At 66.4% G+C, this 17,884-nt stretch carries 15 protein-coding genes and 2 pseudogenes; 5 read left to right on the forward strand and 12 right to left on the reverse strand.

The genetic code is table 11. From position 1 onward, the window contains the following. Window positions 1–193 (forward strand): annotated as a pseudogene (locus tag DK847_RS20535) (hypothetical protein); the annotation flags it as partial. A gap of 12 nt (window positions 194–205) precedes the next feature. On the opposite strand, the gene DK847_RS03990 reads toward DK847_RS20535, so the two are convergent. The 8 genes from DK847_RS03990 to DK847_RS04025 all read right to left on the reverse strand — a co-directional run bounded on the left by DK847_RS03990 (window position 206) and on the right by DK847_RS04025 (window position 7,604). Then, complete coding sequence (locus DK847_RS03990) at window positions 206–643, reverse strand: hypothetical protein (protein WP_111196361.1); 438 nt, start codon at window positions 641–643, stop codon at window positions 206–208. 203 nt (window positions 644–846) lie between these two features. Next, the gene (locus DK847_RS03995; RefSeq protein ID WP_245414515.1) at window positions 847–1,629 is read right to left on the reverse strand and encodes a PRC-barrel domain-containing protein; all 783 of its coding nucleotides are present in this window, start codon (window positions 1,627–1,629) and stop codon (window positions 847–849) included. Between the two features lie 153 nt (window positions 1,630–1,782). Beyond that, window positions 1,783–2,268: a VUT family protein gene (locus DK847_RS04000; protein WP_111196362.1), complete on the reverse strand. Its 486-nt coding sequence runs from the start codon at window positions 2,266–2,268 to the stop codon at window positions 1,783–1,785. A 12-nt stretch (window positions 2,269–2,280) separates the two neighbouring features. Further along, the gene (gene ndk, locus DK847_RS04005; RefSeq protein ID WP_111196363.1) at window positions 2,281–2,703 is read right to left on the reverse strand and encodes a nucleoside-diphosphate kinase; all 423 of its coding nucleotides are present in this window, start codon (window positions 2,701–2,703) and stop codon (window positions 2,281–2,283) included. Between the two features lie 85 nt (window positions 2,704–2,788). Next, entirely contained in the window at window positions 2,789–4,672 is a 1,884-nt protein-coding gene (locus tag DK847_RS20995) for an OmpA family protein (protein ID WP_111196364.1), read from the reverse strand. Between the two features lie 138 nt (window positions 4,673–4,810). Continuing rightward, window positions 4,811–5,554, reverse strand: a complete 744-nt coding sequence (locus DK847_RS04015) for an amino acid ABC transporter ATP-binding protein (protein WP_111196365.1) — start codon at window positions 5,552–5,554, stop codon at window positions 4,811–4,813. A 3-nt stretch (window positions 5,555–5,557) separates the two neighbouring features. Further along, window positions 5,558–6,712 (reverse strand): amino acid ABC transporter permease, encoded by a 1,155-nt coding sequence (locus DK847_RS04020; RefSeq protein ID WP_245414516.1) that lies wholly within the window; start codon window positions 6,710–6,712, stop codon window positions 5,558–5,560. 49 nt (window positions 6,713–6,761) lie between these two features. Continuing rightward, the gene (locus DK847_RS04025) at window positions 6,762–7,604 is read right to left on the reverse strand and encodes an ABC transporter substrate-binding protein (RefSeq protein ID WP_193548176.1); all 843 of its coding nucleotides are present in this window, start codon (window positions 7,602–7,604) and stop codon (window positions 6,762–6,764) included. 154 nt (window positions 7,605–7,758) lie between these two features. On the opposite strand from DK847_RS04025, the gene DK847_RS04030 reads away from it, so the two are divergent. Further along, entirely contained in the window at window positions 7,759–9,036 is a 1,278-nt protein-coding gene (locus tag DK847_RS04030; RefSeq protein WP_245414517.1) for an Hsp70 family protein, read from the forward strand. Next, window positions 9,033–9,737: pseudogene (gene trhO, locus DK847_RS04035) on the forward strand (oxygen-dependent tRNA uridine(34) hydroxylase TrhO); the annotation flags it as partial. The gene DK847_RS04030 and the pseudogene trhO, both read left to right, overlap by 4 nt. 21 nt (window positions 9,738–9,758) lie before the next feature. On the opposite strand, the gene DK847_RS04040 reads toward trhO, so the two are convergent. After that, the gene (locus DK847_RS04040; protein ID WP_245414518.1) at window positions 9,759–12,488 is read right to left on the reverse strand and encodes a phosphoenolpyruvate carboxylase; all 2,730 of its coding nucleotides are present in this window, start codon (window positions 12,486–12,488) and stop codon (window positions 9,759–9,761) included. 126 nt (window positions 12,489–12,614) lie between these two features. Here DK847_RS04040 and DK847_RS04045 point away from each other — a divergent pair, with 126 nt between their 5' ends. Continuing rightward, window positions 12,615–14,465 carry an ABC-F family ATP-binding cassette domain-containing protein gene (locus tag DK847_RS04045; protein WP_111196368.1) on the forward strand — a complete coding sequence of 617 codons (1,851 nt, stop codon included), beginning with the start codon at window positions 12,615–12,617 and terminating at the stop codon, window positions 14,463–14,465. 3 nt (window positions 14,466–14,468) lie between these two features. Here DK847_RS04045 and DK847_RS04050 read toward each other — a convergent pair whose 3' ends face one another. Beyond that, window positions 14,469–14,927: a DNA polymerase III subunit chi gene (locus DK847_RS04050; protein ID WP_111197227.1), complete on the reverse strand. Its 459-nt coding sequence runs from the start codon at window positions 14,925–14,927 to the stop codon at window positions 14,469–14,471. A 160-nt stretch (window positions 14,928–15,087) separates the two neighbouring features. On the opposite strand from DK847_RS04050, the gene DK847_RS04055 reads away from it, so the two are divergent. Continuing rightward, the gene (locus tag DK847_RS04055) at window positions 15,088–15,372 is read left to right on the forward strand and encodes a hypothetical protein (RefSeq protein WP_146256037.1); all 285 of its coding nucleotides are present in this window, start codon (window positions 15,088–15,090) and stop codon (window positions 15,370–15,372) included. Here DK847_RS04055 and DK847_RS04060 read toward each other — a convergent pair. Continuing rightward, window positions 15,369–16,892 (reverse strand): trimethylamine methyltransferase family protein, encoded by a 1,524-nt coding sequence (locus DK847_RS04060; protein ID WP_111196370.1) that lies wholly within the window; start codon window positions 16,890–16,892, stop codon window positions 15,369–15,371. The genes DK847_RS04055 and DK847_RS04060 overlap by 4 nt on opposite strands. After that, entirely contained in the window at window positions 16,892–17,809 is a 918-nt protein-coding gene (locus tag DK847_RS04065) for a pseudouridine-5'-phosphate glycosidase (RefSeq protein WP_111196371.1), read from the reverse strand. Before DK847_RS04065 ends, DK847_RS04060 begins: the two co-directional genes overlap by 1 nt. Between the last annotated feature and the right edge of the window lie 75 nt (window positions 17,810–17,884).

Here is a 17,884-nt window from a genome sequence, read left to right on the forward strand (position 1 = left end):
CCGCCCACCCCGCGAGCCGCGCGAGCCGCGCCGCGAGCGCAGCGAAGCGGCCCCCCGCCCGCCGCGCGAGGACAAGCCCCGCCGCGAGCGCAACGACCGCCACCCCCAGCGCGACGTCTCCGACGCCCCGGACCACCGCGGCTTCACCGAACAGACCATGCCGGCCTTCCTCACGCGCAGCGTGAAGGCCTGAGGCGGGTTCACATCACCTGGGTTCATCATGGCCGGGCTCGTCCCGGCCATCTTCTTTGGTGGCACCGGCCACGGCCGCGTGCGCCTCGTCGCGCTGGGCCAGGCGCCTTTGTATCCCCAGTACCAGCACTGCCAGCCCCTTGCCGATGAAGAGCGGACCCAGCAGCAGCGCGATGCCGTAATTGGGGGCGACTGTCAGCGCGATGGAGAGTTGGGCCACCACATAGATTGCTGCGCCGCCCGCCAGCGCCCACCATGGGGCGTCCCTGACGGTCATCCAGAGGAAGGCGCCGTTGCCCGCCAACGCCGCCAGAAGGATCGGCATGAAGGTTGAAATGAGCTGCGTCACCTCCGCCGGTGCATTGGGCGCAGCGAGGCCGGACAGGATCCCGGCACAACCCCCCGTAAAGACCAGCGCCAGCAGGCAGTAGATGACGACGGTCCTCCGCATCCGCGCTCCCTTTCGTCACCCGCAACCTAGACCACGCAGAAGCCCTTGCCCACCCCGTGGGCTTGCGTGCCCATCTCCGCTCGAGCGCCGGGCGCGCGCGCCAAAGAAAAAGCCCGCCACGCTCCGCAGGGGTGCGTGACGGGCTCCTCGCTCAAGACAGGCGCGGGGACGCGGGTGATGCCACCCGGCCCCGCCGCCAGGGGTTACTGCTGCTGCGTCTGGTTGGTGCAGGCGGCGTTGGTGGCGTTCTCCGGCAGGGCGCAGTCGACCGTGCCGCTGCCGCCGGTGTTGCCGGTGGCGTTGCCATTGTTGTTGGCCGGGGCCGGCTGGGTGGTGGAGCCGGTGGACTCGGTCGCCGTGCCGTTCATCTGGTCGGCATAGCGGCGGTTGTTCCGATCATAGGTCGGCGCGTTTTCCAGCACCTCCTTGGTGGCCTCGACGACGAGGCGCTTGTTGTCGCCGTCCGTCACGATCTTGATCGCCTCGGTGTTCACCGCCACGTCCTTCTCGCCGATGCCGAGGAAGCCGCCGACGCCGAGGATCACCGCCTCGACATTGCCGTCGCCCGAGACGATGAGGTCGTTGACGTCGCCGATGTTGTTGCCGGCCTGGTCATAGACGGTCTTGCCGATGTAGTCGCTGGCCGACATCAGCTGCACGCCGTTGAGGCGGTCGGCCGGGACGATCAGCGCGCCGCCGCTCATCTGCGTCGTGGTGCCCTGCGTGGTGGCGGTGGTGTTCTGGGCGTTGTTCTGGTCGGTCGTCGTGGAGGTGGAAGAGCCCGACTGCGCGGCGTTCTGGTCCGTGGTGGTCGCGGCCCCGTTCTGGTCCTGCGTGGCGTTGGTGGTGTTGTTCTGCTGGCTCATGCAGGCCGGGTCATTCTTGTTGGCCTCCTGCGTGCAATCGACCGCCGCGTTCTGGGCGAAGACCGGCGTGAAGGCGAGAATCGACAGCGCTGTGCTCAGCGCGAGAACGTTCCTGTTCATCGTGTTGTTCCCTGTTCTGATGTAACCTGTGCGGCAGCTTGGCGCTTGCCTCGCGGGAAGAATGCCGCGTCGGCACATTGGTTCCGCGCAAGACTGCACAGTTCGCGGCCGCCTTGCGGCGCGGCTCGGACGGTTGCAGCAAAAAGAGAAAGATCAGGCGGCGGTGATGGCGAGCTTGCGGTCACGCGCGCGGAGAATGTACCACACGATCATCACGCCGAGCGCCTTGCTGAGGATCTCGGTGGCGAAGGCCGCAGGCGTGAGGTAGCCGGCGAGATACTGGAAGGCCAGCGTGTCGAGCGGCACGGCGATCAGCGAGGAAATGAGAATGCGCTGCGACAGCGGGCGGCGCAGGTAGGAATAGACGCCCCAGTCCGCCGTCTCCGACAGGATGAAGGCGGTGATCGAGGCCACGGCGATCGCCGGGTCCACCATGAACCAGGTGAGCACGCCCGCAGCGGCAGTGGCGAAGAGGATATAGTGGCCGACCTCGCGCTGGGCATAGTCGCGCAGCACGAAGATGAAGCCGACCACCACATTGGCGAGATAGAGGTCGCCCATCGGCGTCGACCACGGGGCGATCGCCGTGAACATCCAGTTCACGGCGACGATCGCGGCAACGTAGAGGGCGACCCACATTGGCTTCAGTCCTTAGCCGACGATCTCGTCAGGCTTGAACACCTGGGCGATCTCGATCTTGGCGTTCTCGGGCGAGTCCGAACCGTGCACCGAGTTGGCCTCGATCGACTCGGCGAATTCCTTGCGGATGGTGCCGGCCGCGGCGTTGGCCGGGTTGGTGGCGCCCATCACTTCGCGGTACCTGGCGACCGCGTTCTCGCCCTCGAGCACCTGCACGACGACCGGGCCCGAGATCATGAAGGCCACGAGGTCGTTGAAGAAGGGGCGCTCCTTGTGGACGGCGTAGAAGGCCTCGGCGTCGGCCTTGGCCCACTTGACGCGCTTCTGGCCGACGATGCGGAGCCCTGCGCCCTCGATCTTGGCGTTGATGGCGCCCGTCAGGTTGCGGCGGGTCGCGTCCGGCTTGATGATCGAGAAGGTGCGTTCGATGGCCATGAAGTCCTCGTATGTCCTGTCAGATGAATGGGATCGGGCCGCCGTATAGCGGCGGCCCGGTCATCTGGCAAGCTTTGGCTCGGGCTCAGTCCGCCTGCCCCACCAGGGGGGTGATGCGGGCCAGCGACACGCGGCGGTTCTCGGCCTCGGGCTGGCTGGTCGGAATCTTGAGGTAGCGCTCGCCCAGGCCCACCGTCTTCAGGTTGTCCGGCGGGATGACGTAATAGGTGGTCAGCGCCTCCTTCACCGCCGCCGCCCGCTGGCGGGAGAGGACGAGGTTGGACTGGTCCGAGCCCACGGCATCGGTGTGGCCCTCGATGAGGAACACCTCGTCCGGGTGCCTGGCGAGGATCTTCTCGAGGACGGAAGCGATGCGGTCCAGCTTGTCGATCTCCTCCTCGCGCAGGTAGCCCTCGCCGAAGCCGAAATGCACGGTGTCGATCTCGATCCGCGCCACCGCGTCGCGCAGCTGCGGCTGGCGCTCGAAGTCCTCCACCGAGTAGCGGCGCTCGACCTGGCGGCGCGGCGGGGCCACCAGCACGTCGGCCAGCTCGTCATCCTCCACCTCGGCGGCGAAGACATCGTCCGGCACGTCGTAGTCCGGTTCCCAGCGATCGCGCACGTCGTAGTCGAACTGGTAGTCGCCCTGGCGCAGGCGGGCCTCGCGCTGCTGGCGCTCTTCCATCATCTGGCGGCGCAGGTAGCGGCGGTCCTCCTCCATCTGGCGGCGCCACATCCGGCGCTGCGCCTCGTCGTAGCGGTCATCCGCCACCACCTCGCGGTAGACGTCGATGCGGCGGACGAGCTCACGGTCATCGAGCTCGCTCGGCGGGCGGCGGTCCTGCAACACGATGCGGATCTCGGTGTTGTTGATGGTCGTGTTGGCGGTATTGCCGCTGCCATTGCCCTTGCTGCCCTGCTGCTGTTGCTGCGGCGGCGTGGTGGCGGGCGGCGTGGTGGCGGGCGGGGGCAGGCCTTCGTCCACGGCCACCTCGTTGCGCAGCACGGCGCGTTCGCGCGCCAGCTTCTGGCGCAGTGCCTCGCGGGTCTGCGGGCTCAGCTGGTTCGAGGCCAGCAGGTCGCGCATGTCGGTGAGGCGCTTGCGCAGCTGCTTGCGCTTCATGCTGCGCACGTCGGTGGTGTCGGCGAGCAAGGCCTGGGCCTCGCGCTCCAGCGCCGGGTCGACACCGGGTTTGGCCTGCTGCGTATCGGCGGGCGGCGCCGGTGGCGGCTGTTGCTGCTGGGCGGCAGGCGCTTCGGGCGGCTGGGCGGTCTTGCCGCGCAGCTCGGCGCGCGCCTCGCGGATCACCTCGCGCAGGGCGCGGCGCTGGTCAGGGGAGAGGCTCTTGGCCTGCGACAGGCGCATGGCCTGCTGCAATTGCTGGCGCAGCTCCGCGTCGCCGAGGCTGGCGGCGGGGCGGATCGATTTCAGGAACGCCGCAGCCTCGGCGGAGCCGGTCACGGGCTCAGGCTGCGGGGTGTGCTGCGGGGCTGGCTGGGCCTGCTGGGGTGGCTTCTTGCGCTTCACCACCGGCGGGGCCTGCTCCTGGCCCTCCGCCTGCTGCGGGTCGTAGGGGGGCAGCGGCGGCTGCTCCAATTGGGGTTCCGGCTGGGGCTGTGCCTCGGCAGCCGGGGCCTCGGGGGCACTGGCTCCCTGCTGGCGCCGCTCGATCTCCTTGGCGACTCTTGCAACTTCCTGCTGCAGGGCCTGGTCGAGTTCGGGTGGCAGGCCCTGGACATCGCGGAAGGCCTCCGCCCGCTGCCGGCGCTGCTGCAGGCGCGGCATCTTCATCTGCGCAACATCCTTGCCAGCAGCGAGGAACTGCCGGATCGACTGGATCTCCTGGGCATTGGCCTCCACCTGGGCTGTCGGCATCAGGCCCTCGACCTGATTGTCGGCGAAGGCGACGCCCGCCGCCGAGAACAGCGCCAGCGCCACGAGGCTGGCCTTCAGGTGAGAACTTGTCATCCGGTCACTCCATTCGACTTGCGAAGGCACGAAACGCCCGCGCTCCTGGCATGGTTCCGGACCATGCCCTGCCCCCATGGCGGAAGTGAGGGGCGATTGCGATGCCCCCGTCACAAGCCTGAACCGCGGATGAACGGCCTAGAGGCGCCCGGCCTCGATGATGCGCTTGAGGAAGGCGCGGGTGCGCTCCTGCTTCGGGTCGCCGAAGATCTGGGCCGGCGGCCCCTCCTCGTGCACCACGCCCTCGTAGAGGAAGCAGACCTTGGAGGCGACCTCCTTGGCGAAGCCCATCTCGTGGGTTGCCAGCAGCATGGTCATGCCCTGGCCTGCAAGGTCGCGCACGATGTTGAGCACTTCCGACACGAGCTCGGGGTCGAGGGCGGAGGTGATCTCGTCGAGCAGCATCACCTTCGGTTCCATGGCGAGTGCCCGCACGATGGCGACGCGCTGCTGCTGGCCACCCGAAAGCCGGTCGGGATATTCCGTCGCCTTGGCCTCGAGGCCGATGCGCTTCAGGAGCGCCATGGCCTTGGCCTCGGCCTCGGCCCTGTCGGCCTTGAGCACCTTCAACGGCGCCAGCGTCACGTTCTCCAGCACGCTCATGTGCGGGAAGAGGTTGAAGCTCTGGAACACGATGCCGACATTGCGGCGCAGGCGGTTGACGTCGACGCCGGGGCCCGACACGCGGTCGTTCATCAGCCGGATCTCGCCGCCCTGGATCTTCTCCAGCCCGTTGATGCAGCGGAGCAGCGTGGACTTGCCGCAGCCCGAGGCCCCGATGAGGCAGACGACCTGGTGCTCGTCGACCGACAGGTTCACGCCGCGCAGCACCTTCACCGGGCCGAATTCCTTCTCGACATTGACGATTTCGAGGAAGGACATGGTTCAGCCCCCGGCCCGCATGCGGGCATTGTCGCGCTCGATCATCTTGTCGACGAAGCGGGCCTGCGGAATGGTGATGATGACGAAGAGGATGGCGACCACGGTGACGGCGGAGAGGTTGAAGGCATTGGCCGCAATGATGCGCGACTGGTTGAAGGCATCGATGACGCCCACCACCTGCACCAGGGCCGTATCCTTCTGCAACCCGATGAAGTCGTTGAGCAGGGGCGCGATGATGCGGCGCACTGCCTGCGGCACGACGACGTAGCGCATGGTCTGCATGTAGGAGAGGCCAAGCGAGCGCGCGGCGGAGACCTGGCTCCAGTGGATCGACTCGATGCCGGAGCGATAGACCTCGGCGACATAGGCGCCATAGGTCAGCGTCAGCGCCAGGATGCACCACCAGATGACGGGAATGCGGGTGAGCGAGCGCTGCTCCGCCACCGTCATGGAGGAGAGATCGACGAACCAGCCGACGATGTGCGGCATGATCATCTCAGGGAGCCCCGAGGTCGGGATGCCGAAGCCGATGAGATAGAGCGTCACCACGGCGGGAAGGCCGCGGAAGATGTCGCAATAGAGGATGGCGAGCGCGCGGATGGGCTGGCCGGCCTTGCCGGGCATCAGGCGGGCCAGTGCCACGACCAGGCCCCAGACCAGCACGAGCACCTCCGCCACCACGAAAATGAAGATGTTGGTGAGGAAGAACTGCTTCGTCACCAGCCACCACTTCTGCTGCATCAGCGGCAGGTAGAAGAAGGTCTTGCCCACCGCCACGTCGTTCATCATCACGAAGACGGCGAAACCGAGCGCGATCAGCGCGAAGGCGCCCCAGCCGAAGGTGACCCAGCCATTCTCGCGCGCCGCGGCGGTCTGGATGCGGGCCTCGACGATGTCACCGGCGGCAAGCGCCGCGGCGGCCTTGCGCGACTCGCCCATGGCACGCAGCGCGGGGATGAAGAGCAGCGCCGTGGCTGCTATGGCGATCCAGAAGATCACCTGCCAGACGCCATTCATGACGCCCAGGAATTCGAGCGAGGAGCGGATCAGATTTGTAGCGCCATAGGCTGCGAGCGTGCTCAGCGCAGCGAAGAGCAAGGCGGCAAGCGCCAGACCATTGGCGCGCTGCGGCAGCGGGGGGGATGCGTGTTTTTTCACTTGGGGACGGGAATGCCCCCGCCGCGATCAGGCAGCGGGGGCAGTGACCTCAGGGGTTGAAGTAGGGGACGGAGGCCGGGTCCTTGCCCCAGGCAGCCGCCAGATACTTTTCGCCGAGCTTCTTGATGGTGCCGTCGTCGATCATCGACTGGATGATCTTGTCGAGGGTGGCGTTGTTGGCATTGCCCTTGGGATAGATGGCGCCATAGGATTCACCGGTCTTGTACTGGCCCACGACCTCGACCTTGTCGGGGTTGGCCACCACCTCGGCGAGGACGATGGAGGTATCGGTCACCGCCACGTCGGTCTGGCCGGCGCGGAGAGCTGCGAACATGTCGCCCTGGTCGGGATAGACCTGAACGTCGGTGATGCCGAGCTTGTCCTGCACGAAGGCCGCACCCGTGGTGGCCTGCTGCACGCCGACCTTGGCGGACTTGATGGACTTCTCGTCGACGGGTGCATCCTTGCGCACCAGCACGCCGATGTCGGAGCTGAAATAGGGCACCGAGAAGTCGTGGATCTTCTTGCGCTCGTCGGTGATCGAGATTTCCGACATGGCGAGATCGAAGTCCGAGGTCTGGCCGGCGATCAGCGCATCCCAGCCGACATTGACGACCTCGAGCTTGTCATAGCCCGCGCGCCAGGCGATCTCGGCGGCCATGCAATATTCCATGCCGTCCTTGATGGCTTCCGGCGTGTCGCCGTTCCACCAGATCGGCGCGGGCAGCGACACTTCTACGGTCAGCTGGCCGGCCTTGGCCGGGTTGGCGATGGGGATCGAGCCCTTCTCGCCGGTCACTTCGCAATTGCCGATCATGTTGGCGGCGGAAGCGGGCATGCTGAAGGCCAGCAGTGCCGCGGCCGCGAGAAGCACGCGCTTGGAGATTGCCATGGTGTGTTTGCTCCCTGTTCTGGTTCTATAGCCCTGAATAGACTGGAAAACCCCTTTCAGGGCAAGGGGGAACACTGCTGAGAAAGATTAACAAGAGACAGGCCCGGCAAATTGCAGTAAAGGCCCGCCTCCTCACCCCATGGCAAAACCGGACATGCAGGCAATCGGCATCGATTTCGGCACGACCAACACCGTGCTCGCCTTCCCTGAGGGAAGCGATGCGCGGGTGCAGGCATTCGAGCGCGACGGGGAACGCCACGAGGCGCTGCGCACGACGCTGTCCTTCCGGCGCAACCCCCTGGCCGGCGGACAGCCGCTGGCCGAGGCGGGGCCCTGGGCGATCCAGGACTTCATCGACCTGCCGGAGGAGACCCGCTTCCTGCAGTCCTTCAAGTCCTTCGCTGCCAGCGTGTCGTTCAGCGACACCGCCGTCTTCACCACCCGCTACCGCTTCGAGGACCTGATGGCTGCCTACCTGGCCCGGGTGAAGGCGCATGCCGGGCTGGCGCAGTTCCCGAAGCGGCTGGCCATCGGCCGTCCCGTCACCTTCGCGGGCAGCAAGCCAGACGATGCACTGGCGCAGCGCCGCTATGCCGCCGCCCTTGCCGCCCTCGGCTTCGAGCAGGTGAACTATGTCCTCGAGCCGGTGGCGGCCGCCTATTTCTATGCCCAGCGGCTGGTGCGGGATGCGGTGATCCTCGTCGCCGATCTCGGCGGCGGCACCAGCGACTTTTCCGTGCTGCGCTTCCGCAAGGCTAACGGCCGCACCGCGGCCGAGGCGCTGGCCCATAGCGGCATCGGAATCGCGGGGGACAATTTCGATTTCCGCATCATCGATCACGTGGTCTCGCCCCGCCTCGGCAAGAGGGCGACCTATGTCAGCTGGGGCAAGGAGCTGCCGGTGCCGAAGCACTATTTCGCGTCCTTCTCGCGCTGGAACGAGCTTTGCCTCATGCGCCGCCCCGAGGTGCTGCGCGAATTGCGCGAGCTCGCACGCAGCAGTTCGTCGCAGGAGCAGCTGCTGAGCCTCGTCGACCTCATCGAGGGCGGCGTCAGCTACGAGCTCTACCGCACCGTCTCGCAGGCCAAGGCAGCGCTGACGGAGCATGAGGTGGTGCCCTTCCGCTTCAGGATGTCGGGTGTCGACATTTCCGGACGGTTGAACCGCAGCAGCTTCGAGCGCTGGATCGCGCCCGATCTCGAGAAGATCGGGGCGACAGCCGATGCGGCGCTGAGCAAGGCGGGATTGGCGGCGAAGGACATCGACCGTGTCTTCCTCACCGGCGGCACTTCCTTCGTACCCGCGGTCCGCCGCCTGTTCGAGCAGCGCTTCCCGGCGGAGAAGATAGACACGGGCGAGCAGCTTCTCTCCATCGCCAAGGGACTTGCCCTCATCGCGGGTTCGGCCGAGCCGGAGGCCTGGGCCGCATGATCGCCGTCAGCGCCTTCTACAAGTTCGTACACTTGCCGCAGTTCGCGGAGCTTCGCCCCATGCTGCTGGACGCGGCGAAGGCGCGCGGCATCCGCGGCACCATCCTGCTCGCCGCCGAAGGCATCAACGGGACGATTGCCGGAGCGCCAGACGATCTCGTGGCGATGATGGTCTTCATCCGCGCCATTCCGGCCTTTGCCGGCCTCGAAAGCAAGGAGTCCCATGCGGAGTCGATGCCCTTCCAGCGCATGAAGGTGCGGCTGAAGAAGGAGATCGTCACCATGGGCGTGCAAGGCCTGGACCCGGCCCATGTCGTCGGCACCTATGTGGCGCCGGAGGACTGGAATGCGCTGATCTCCGATCCGGACGTGCTGGTGATCGACACCCGCAACAGCTTCGAGTTCGCGGCCGGCACCTTCGCCCATGCCGTCGATCCGCAGACGAAGAGCTTCGGCGAGTTTCCAGCCTATGTGCAGCGAGAACTGGGGGCGCAGAAGGACCGCCCCATCGCCATGTTCTGCACCGGCGGCATCCGCTGCGAGAAGGCGACGAGCTATCTCCGCAGCCAAGGCTTCGGGAAGGTCTACCACCTCAAGGGTGGCATCCTGAAATATCTGGAAGTGATCCCGCCGGAGCAAAGCCTGTGGCAGGGCTCATGCTTCGTCTTCGACGAGCGCGAGGGGCTGGGACACGGGCTCGAGATCGTCAAGCCCGAGGACTGATCAGCCCGTCCAGCCGAGGCCGGCGGCCACGCAGTTCATGGTCATCAGCAGCGGCATCATCAGCTTTTCATCGCCCTTGCCGCGGCGCGTTTCCTTCAGCAGCTGGACCTGCCAGCGGTTGGCCTGGTCGACCATGGGGCGCACCCGCTCGAAGCGGCGCTGCAGGCCTTCGAAGCGTTCGCACAGGCGGCTCTCGCCGGTGAGTTCGAGGATGGTGCGCGCGGTGCGGCTGTGCTCATGGCGGATCAGCGCGAAGAGGCGTTCGGCCGAGGTGCGGTCGGTGACCAGCTCGGCATATTGCTCGGCGACATCCATGTCAGCGAGGTAGAGCGACTTCTCGACTTCATCGACCGCCAGGCGGAAGCCGCGCGAGCGGGCGAACATCTCGCGCAGCAGCTTCATGCCGTCGGCACCGCGCGGCACCAGGAAGTCGTCGAAGGCATAGCCCAGCCCATACCAGCCGGTGAGCAGGTGGCGGTTCTGGCTCCAGGCAAAGACCCAGGGAATGGCGCGCAGGTCGCCGATGCCCTTGGCGCCGAAGCGGCGCGCCGGGCGCGAGCCCAGCTTCAGGTTGGCGAGTTCCTCCACCGGCGAGGCCTGGTGGAAATAATCGAGCAGCCCCTTGTCCTCGGCGAGCTTGCGGTAATGCCGGAAGGAGGCCTGGGCGATCCACTCCACCGCCTTCTGGTGCTCCGGATTCACCTTCAGCTCGGGCTCGTCGATGGACTTCAGCGTGTGCACGAAGACCGAGGCGGCGAGGATTTCGAGATTGTGCTGCGCCGTGCCGCGGTTGGCGAATTTGGACGAGACGACCTCGCCCTGCTCGGTCACGCGCATGTGGCCGTTGATGGTGCCGGCGGGCTGCGCGGCAATCGCCCGCCCCGTGGGAGCACCCCCGCGGCTCACCGAACCGCCGCGGCCATGGAAGAAGCTGATGGAGACACCCGCATCGCGGCCGATGCGGATCAGCCGGCGCTGCGCCTCGAAGAGCTCGAAGCTGGCGCAGAAGAAGCCGCCATCCTTGTTGGAGTCGGAATAGCCCAGCATCACTTCCTGCCGCCCGCCATGGAAGGCGACGGAGGTCTTCACCACCGGGTGCGCCAGGAGCTCCGTCATGATGGCGGGTGCGGCGCGCAGGTCGTCGATGGTTTCGAACAGCGGCACCACGCGGATGCGGCAGGTCTCGCGCGCGTTCTCGTCGGCGAAGAGGCCGGTGAACTTGGCAAGAAGATAGAGGCCCAGCACGTCCGCCGCCGACTGCGTCATCGACAGGATGAAGGCGCCGATGGCCTGCGGGTCCGGTCCGTCGATGGTGTCGCGGATGAGTTCCAGAAGACCCAGAAGCTCGCGCGCCTCGTCGGAGACGCCACGGAACTGCGGCAGGAAGCCCAGTGGCTTCGCCAATTCCGCCTCGATCCAGGCCTGCCATGCGGTCGAACCGATCTCCGGCCCCTCGCCCGGCTCCAGCGGGTTCAGCTTGCGCCAGATTTCCTTCAGCACGCGGTTGATGACGGTGGTGTTCTGGCGGATGTCGAGGCTCACCGAACGGAAGCCGAAGGTCTCAACCTCCCAGCGCACGGGCCGAACCAATGTGGAGGCCAGCGAGACGGACTGCATCTGCGCAAGCGCCTCCTCGGCAGCGAGAAGCTCGCCGATCAGTTCCTCCGTGTCGATCGGCTGGAAGCCCGATCCCTTGGCACCTTCACCGAAGGTCTTGGCCAGCCGGACGCGCAGCGCCGTGAAGAAGCGGCGGAAGGGCTCATGCATGTTGCGGTTGCCGATGGCCTCCGCCTCGCCCGACAGGTCGACCTGGCGCTGCACGCGCTCGAGGAAGGCGAGCGGGAAGGAGATTTCCTGGGTGGACAGCGAGACGAGCTGCGCGAGGTCATTCAGCCGCTGCTCCAGCCGCGCCACGATGGCATTGCGGTTCTCCTTCAGCGCGAAGCGGGTGACGTCGACGGTGACGAAGGGATTGCCGTCACGGTCACCGCCGATCCAGGAGGAATAGCGCAGCGGCGGGCGCACCCGGTGCGGCGTCTCCGGATAATGGCGCTGCAGGGCGGCCTCCAGCAGGTCGCAGAGGCTCACCGTGCGGTCGAACAGCGTCTCGCGGAAGAAGTGCAGGCCCCAGTGGATCTCCTGCTCCACCGTCGGCTTCTCCAGCCGGATTTCGCCGGTGAGCCAAAGGAGGTCGATCTCGTTCCTGAGCAGCTTGAGGAGATGGACGCGCTCGCGCGGCGTCCAGCGCGGGCTCTCGAGCTCATAGAGCTTCAGATAGATGCGGCGGTGGATCTCGAGGACGGTGACGCGCTTGGCCTCCGTCGGGTGCGCCGTGATGGTGGGCTGCACGTCGATGGTGTCGAGTGCCGTCTGAACAGCTTCCGGCGCCACATTGGCGGCGGCCACGGTGGCGAAGGCATGCGAGAAGGAGCCCGGCACCTGGTCCGGCCCGCTGCGCGTTTCCATCTGGCGGCGGTTCCGCATCGCGGCGTTCTCCTCCGCGATGTTGAGGAGCTGCAGCCACATGCCGATCACCTGCAGGGCGGGCTCGATCAGCTCAGGCGCCAGGGCGGAGGCATTGGCCGGTTCGTCGATGATCGCCAGCACGCGCGGCTCGCGCACCCGGATGACCTGCCGCAGCAGGTCGCGCAGCATCATGGTGATCTCGTCGAGATAGGCGCTGTCGACCGGCCCGGTGCTGGCCGCCCTTGCGAAAGCTACGTTCGACACCTGATGTGCGCTCCTCAATTCCCCTCATGACTTGTGCGGTGCAGCACAAAAAGAGTCAACGGCATTTCGGGGTTCTGGCCTTAGGTGCATGACATTCGGGTAGTCTGCCGCTACAAGGCGCCCGCCATGCTGCACATCAATGGACTGACCTACAGGATCGGCGGCCGCCTGCTGCTCGAAGACGCCTCGGTTGCGGTGCCGGAAGGCCACAAGGTGGGCATTGTCGGGCGCAACGGCGTGGGCAAGTCCACCCTGTTCAAGCTCATCCTCGGCGAACTCCCGCTCGAGTCGGGCTCGATCACGCTTCCGCGCAACGCGCGGATTGGCACCGTGGCGCAGGAGGCCCCCGGCGGCCCCGAAAGCCTGCTCGCCACCGTGATGGCGGGCGATGCGGAATTGACCGCCCTCAATGTCGAGGCCGAGACCGCCACCGACCCCCACCGCATCGCCGAGATCCAGACCCGGCTTGCCGACATGGATGCGCACTCGGCGGAGGCGCGGGCCGCCACCATCCTCTCCGGCCTCGGCTTCTCGGACGAAACGCAGCAGGGCCCCTGCTCCGCCCTCTCCGGCGGCTGGCGCATGCGCGTTGCGCTCGCGGCGGCGCTGTTCGCGCGGCCGGACGTGCTGCTGCTCGACGAGCCCACGAACTACCTCGACCTCGAGGGCACCATCTGGCTCAAGAGCTTCATCCGCGACTATCCGCACACCATCGTGCTGATCAGCCATGACCGCGACCTGCTGAACGAGGCGGTGGGCTATATCCTGCATCTCGAGCGCGGCAAGCTCACCCTCTACCAGGGCAATTACGACTCGTTCGAACGCCAGCGCCGCGAGAAGCAGGCGCTGACCGTGAAGCTGAAGAAGAAGCAGGAAGACCAGCGCAAGCACATGATGGCCTTCGTGGAACGCTTCCGCTACAAGGCCTCGAAGGCGCGTCAGGCGCAGAGCCGCCTCAAGGCACTCTCGAAGCTGGAGCCCATCGCGGAGCTGGTCGAGGACCGCGTTGCGCCCTTCTTCTTCCCGAACCCCGAAAAGGCCATAGCACCCCCGCTGGTGAAGTGGGACAAGGTGAGCGTGGGCTACGCCGAGAACAGGCCGGTGCTGCGCAACATCACGCTGCGCCTCGACCCTGATGACCGCATCGCGCTCCTCGGCTCCAACGGCAATGGCAAGTCCACGTTCGCCAAGCTGCTCTGCGGCAAGCTCTCGGCCATGGCGGGCGACATGAAGGTGCCGGCGCGCCTCACGGTCGGCTATTTCGCCCAGCACCAGCTGGACGAGATCTCGCCCGAGAGGACACCCTATTCGTATTTCACCGAGCTGATGCCGGATGAGCCGGAGTCGAAGCGCCGCGCGAAGCTCGGCGCCTATGGCTTCGGGGCGAACCTCGCGGACTCGCCCTGCTCCACCCTGTCGGGCGGCGAGAAGGCGCGGCTCCTCTTCGCCCTCGCCGCCTTCCATGCGCCCCACATCCTGGTGCTGGACGAACCCACCAACCACCTCGACGTCGACAGCCGCGAAGCGCTCATCATGGCGATCAACGACTATGAGGGTGCCGTCATCCTCATCAGCCATGACCGCCACATCATCGAGACCTGCGCGGATGATCTCTGGCTCGTCCATGACGGCACGGTGAAGCGCTTCGACGGCGACATGGAGGATTATACCCAGCTGGTGCTCGATCGCGCCCGCGCCAGCAGGCGTGCCGAGCGCGCCGCGAAGGAGCCCGCGGCGGAGGCGCCGCGCCAGCCCGCGAGGCCCTCTGCCTCGACGCTCCAGAAACAGGTGGAGAAGCTCGACAAGCGCATGGAGGAGATCCGGGGCAAGATCGAAATCCTCGACAAGGCGCTTTCCGACCCCGCGATCTACAGCGAGGAGCCGAAGAAGGCCGGTGACTTCACGAAGCTGCGCGCCAAGCTGGCAACGGACCTCGAAGAGCTGGAGAACCAGTGGCTCGAAGCCCAGGTGGGCTGAGGGCTACTTTGCCGCCGCGCGGTTCTGCCAGCGGCCCTGCTCGTCCTGCTGCCAGTAGCTCACCTCGTGGCCCGCGGCCTTGAAGCGCTTCCAACCGGCGCGTGCGGCTTCGACCGCCTGCTCGTCATTGCCGTCGAACATGATGACGGCGCGGGTCAGCCCGCCGATCTCTCCGACGCTGGTTCCATCGACGTAGAAGCGTACATTGGCATTGTTGGGGTTCTCGTCCTCGGACGTCAGCCAGACCGGCTGGAGGTCCGGAAATCCATCGGCCTTGGTGCCGTGGGGAATGAAGCTTTCGTCATCGAAACCCCACAACTGGGCCGCGAGCGCCTCGGCCCTTTCGTCGCTGGCTGCTTGGACCACCACGCGCCAGCCGCGCTCCAGGCTGGTGACAAGAAGCCTGGGCAGCACCGCGTCGAGCGGCTGGCGCTCAAGATGATAGAAGAAAACCGGGGTCATGGCGTCCATTGAGCAACGCTCCTGGTCCGGGTCAACCCCCGCGCTTCAGGCGCGAGGAGGACCTCATGCTGGCAATTCTACCATATTGCAGCTTACAGCTTCTCCGGAGAATTCTGCAACCAGACGAACCACCGCCGATTCGGCTGCTGCGGAGATCAACGTGAGACGGATTGAACGAGACGAGCGGGCCCTTCCCCTTGCAGACGCCCCTACAACCGCAAGTCTCTATTGCCTCGCCGCCATGGTGGCTGACGAGGCCTCCCAGGCCGGTTTCCGTGATTTTGCAAAGGCCATCGAGGCGGCCCTGGGCGGCTTCCTCGCCACCCTGCCGGCGGAGCAGCAGGCCAATGCCCTGCGCCTGTCCTATGAGCTGGCCATGAACAGCGTCGATGACGACACCGCCGAGCCTGCCGCGCCGCGCCTGCGGCTGGTCTTTTCGCGCTAGAAGTCGGTCTTTTCTCCGCCCTCGCTGACGCGGCGGGCCACGAAGGCATCGATTTTCTCCAGCGCCTCCGGGTCCAGCCACGGCTCACGGTATTCGGCCAATGCCTGTTTCCACAGCGCATTGGCCTTTTTGTCTGCCGTCGGTGAACCCGCCTGCTGCCAGGCCTGGAAGTTCCGCCAGTCGGAGATCATTGGCTGGTAAAATGCCGTTGCGTAACGTGCCAGCGTGTGCTGCGCGCCGAAGAAGTGCCCACCCGGCCCCACCTCCTGCATCGCCTCGAGTGCCATTTCGGCCTCATCGACCACCACGGGCTTCAGGAATTCCTGCAGCATCTGGAGAAGGTCCACGTCGAGCGCGAACTTCTCGTAGGAGGCGACGAGGCCGCCCTCCATCCAGCCTGCCGCGTGCTGGATGACGTTGCCGCCACCCATGATGGCACCCCACAGCGAGAACACCGTCTCATAGGCCGCCTGGGCATCGACGCTGTTCGCGGCATTGGTGCTGGACGTGCGGTACGGGAGCCCGTAGCGCCGCGCCAGCTGCCCGCCGATGATGCAGGCCTTCATGTATTCCGGCGTGCCGAAGGCAGGTGCGCCCGACTTCATGTCGACGTTGGAGGTGAATCCGCCATAGACGAAGGGTGCACCGGGGCGCACGAGCTGCGACAGGGCGAGGCCCGCGAGCGCCTCGGCATTCTGCTCCACCATGCCACCCGCGAGCGACACCGGCGCCATGGCGCCGAGCAATGTGAAGGGTGTCACCACCACAATCTGGTTCAGCCGCGCCATCTCGATGATGCCCATGGCCATCGGCATGTCGAGCTTCAGCGGCGAATTGGTGTTGATGACGGTGTAGGCGGACGGTTCCTGCAGCAGCTGCTCTTGGCTGATCCCGCGGGCGAGCCGGATGATCTCCAGCCCGTCGAACAGCCGCGCGCGTCCCGTCGCATAGATGAAGGGCACCTTGTCGGAATAGACCATCTTGTTGCGTGTGATGTGCAGATGCCGGATCGAGGCATGCACGTCGAGGGCATCGACGGAGGCGCCACCGGCCGTGTGCACGGTGTTGAAGAACTGCGCGAGCTTCACGAAATTGCCCGCATCCTCCAGCGTGCCGGGCCTGCGCCCGCGGTCGAGGTCGGAGACATTGGGGGGACCTCCCACCGGCGCGAAGGCGATCCACTTGCCGCCGACGCGGATATTGTGCGCGGGGTTCCGCGCATGGAAGGTGAACTCGGAGGGTGGCGACTTCAGCGCCTCCTCGATGATGTCGCGCCCGATCCGCACCCGCTCGCCGTCGACCAGCGCCCCCGCCTTTTGCAGGATATCGCGCGCCTCGGGCAGCAGCACATCCATGCCGATCACCTCCAGCACCTTCAGCGACTGGCGGTGGATCGCCTCGACCTGGTCGTCGGAGAGGATGCGGGAAGGCGCCAGCGTGTGCTGCGGTTGCTGCCACGGCAGCTGCTGGATCGGCGTATGGGCCGCATCGGCACGCCTGCCGCGGCGCTGGATGTTCATCAGCCTTGCTCCGCAAAGGCGACGGCGATGGCCGCGGCAATCTTCGCATTGTGCTTGGCGAGTGCAATGTTGGCGGCAAGCGAACGGCCCGCCGTCACGCCGGCGATCTCGGCGAGCAGGAAGGGAGTGGTCTCCTTGCCCATGATACCCTGTGCTGTCGCCTTTTTCACCGCGGCATCGATCACCGGTGCTATCTCCTCGGCCGGGATTTCGGCCTCCGCCGGAATCGGATTGGCGACCACCAAGCCGCCCTTCAACCCCATTGCCCATTTGGCGCGCATCACGCCAGCGACCTCCGATGGCGTGTTGCAGGTCATCGGCACGACATGGCCGCTCTTTCTCGAATAGAAGGCCGGGAACTCCTTCGTGCCGAGCCCGATTACCGGCACGCCCAGCGTCTCCAGCGTTTCGAGCGTCAGTGCGAGGTCGAGGATTGCCTTGGCACCAGCCGTGACGACGGCCACGTCGCTGGCGGCAAATTCAGTCATGTCGGCGGAAATGTCGAAGGTCCTCTCCGCCCCGCGATGCACGCCACCGATGCCGCCCGTGGCGAAGACATGAATGCCCGCCATCGCCGCGATGCGCATGGTGGAGGCAACCGTCGTCGCGCCATCGAGCTTCTGCGCCACGATGAAGGGCAGATCACGCACCGAGACCTTGGCAATCGATCGCCCGTCCCGACCGAAACGATCGAGTTCCTCCGCCGTCAGCCCCACCTTCAGCACACCGCCGATGATGGCGATGGTCGCGGGCACAGCGCCACCCGCGCGCACGATGTCCTCGACGGCCCGGGCCGTCTGCACATTCTGCGGATAGGGCATGCCATGGGCGATGATGGTGGACTCGAGCGCCACCACGGGGCGCCCTGCCGCCAGCGCGCCTTGCACCTCGGCGGTGATGGAGAGTTCAATGGCCAAAAAACACCTCACGGCTGCCTTGTTGCCTTGCCTTCTCCCGTCCGCAGGATGGGAGAAGGTGCCCGAAGGAAGGGA

It is taken from the genome of Aestuariivirga litoralis, assembly GCF_003234965.1.
GTDB classification, from domain to species: domain Bacteria; phylum Pseudomonadota; class Alphaproteobacteria; order Rhizobiales; family Aestuariivirgaceae; genus Aestuariivirga; species Aestuariivirga litoralis.

What these genes read in the sequence shown, in the direction of transcription:
- DK847_RS03990 (WP_111196361.1), bottom strand. Translation starts at nt 643, where the DNA reads ATGCGGAGGACCGTCGTCATCTACTGCCTGCTGGCGCTGGTCTTTACG.
- DK847_RS03995 (WP_245414515.1), bottom strand. Translation starts at nt 1,629, where the DNA reads ATGAACAGGAACGTTCTCGCGCTGAGCACAGCGCTGTCGATTCTCGCC.
- DK847_RS04000 (WP_111196362.1), bottom strand. Translation starts at nt 2,268, where the DNA reads ATGTGGGTCGCCCTCTACGTTGCCGCGATCGTCGCCGTGAACTGGATG.
- ndk (WP_111196363.1), bottom strand. Translation starts at nt 2,703, where the DNA reads ATGGCCATCGAACGCACCTTCTCGATCATCAAGCCGGACGCGACCCGC.
- DK847_RS20995 (WP_111196364.1), bottom strand. Translation starts at nt 4,672, where the DNA reads ATGACAAGTTCTCACCTGAAGGCCAGCCTCGTGGCGCTGGCGCTGTTC.
- DK847_RS04015 (WP_111196365.1), bottom strand. Translation starts at nt 5,554, where the DNA reads ATGTCCTTCCTCGAAATCGTCAATGTCGAGAAGGAATTCGGCCCGGTG.
- DK847_RS04025 (WP_193548176.1), bottom strand. Translation starts at nt 7,604, where the DNA reads ATGGCAATCTCCAAGCGCGTGCTTCTCGCGGCCGCGGCACTGCTGGCC.
- DK847_RS04030 (WP_245414517.1), top strand. Translation starts at nt 7,759, where the DNA reads ATGCAGGCAATCGGCATCGATTTCGGCACGACCAACACCGTGCTCGCC.
- DK847_RS04045 (WP_111196368.1), top strand. Translation starts at nt 12,615, where the DNA reads ATGCTGCACATCAATGGACTGACCTACAGGATCGGCGGCCGCCTGCTG.
- DK847_RS04050 (WP_111197227.1), bottom strand. Translation starts at nt 14,927, where the DNA reads ATGACCCCGGTTTTCTTCTATCATCTTGAGCGCCAGCCGCTCGACGCG.
- DK847_RS04060 (WP_111196370.1), bottom strand. Translation starts at nt 16,892, where the DNA reads ATGAACATCCAGCGCCGCGGCAGGCGTGCCGATGCGGCCCATACGCCG.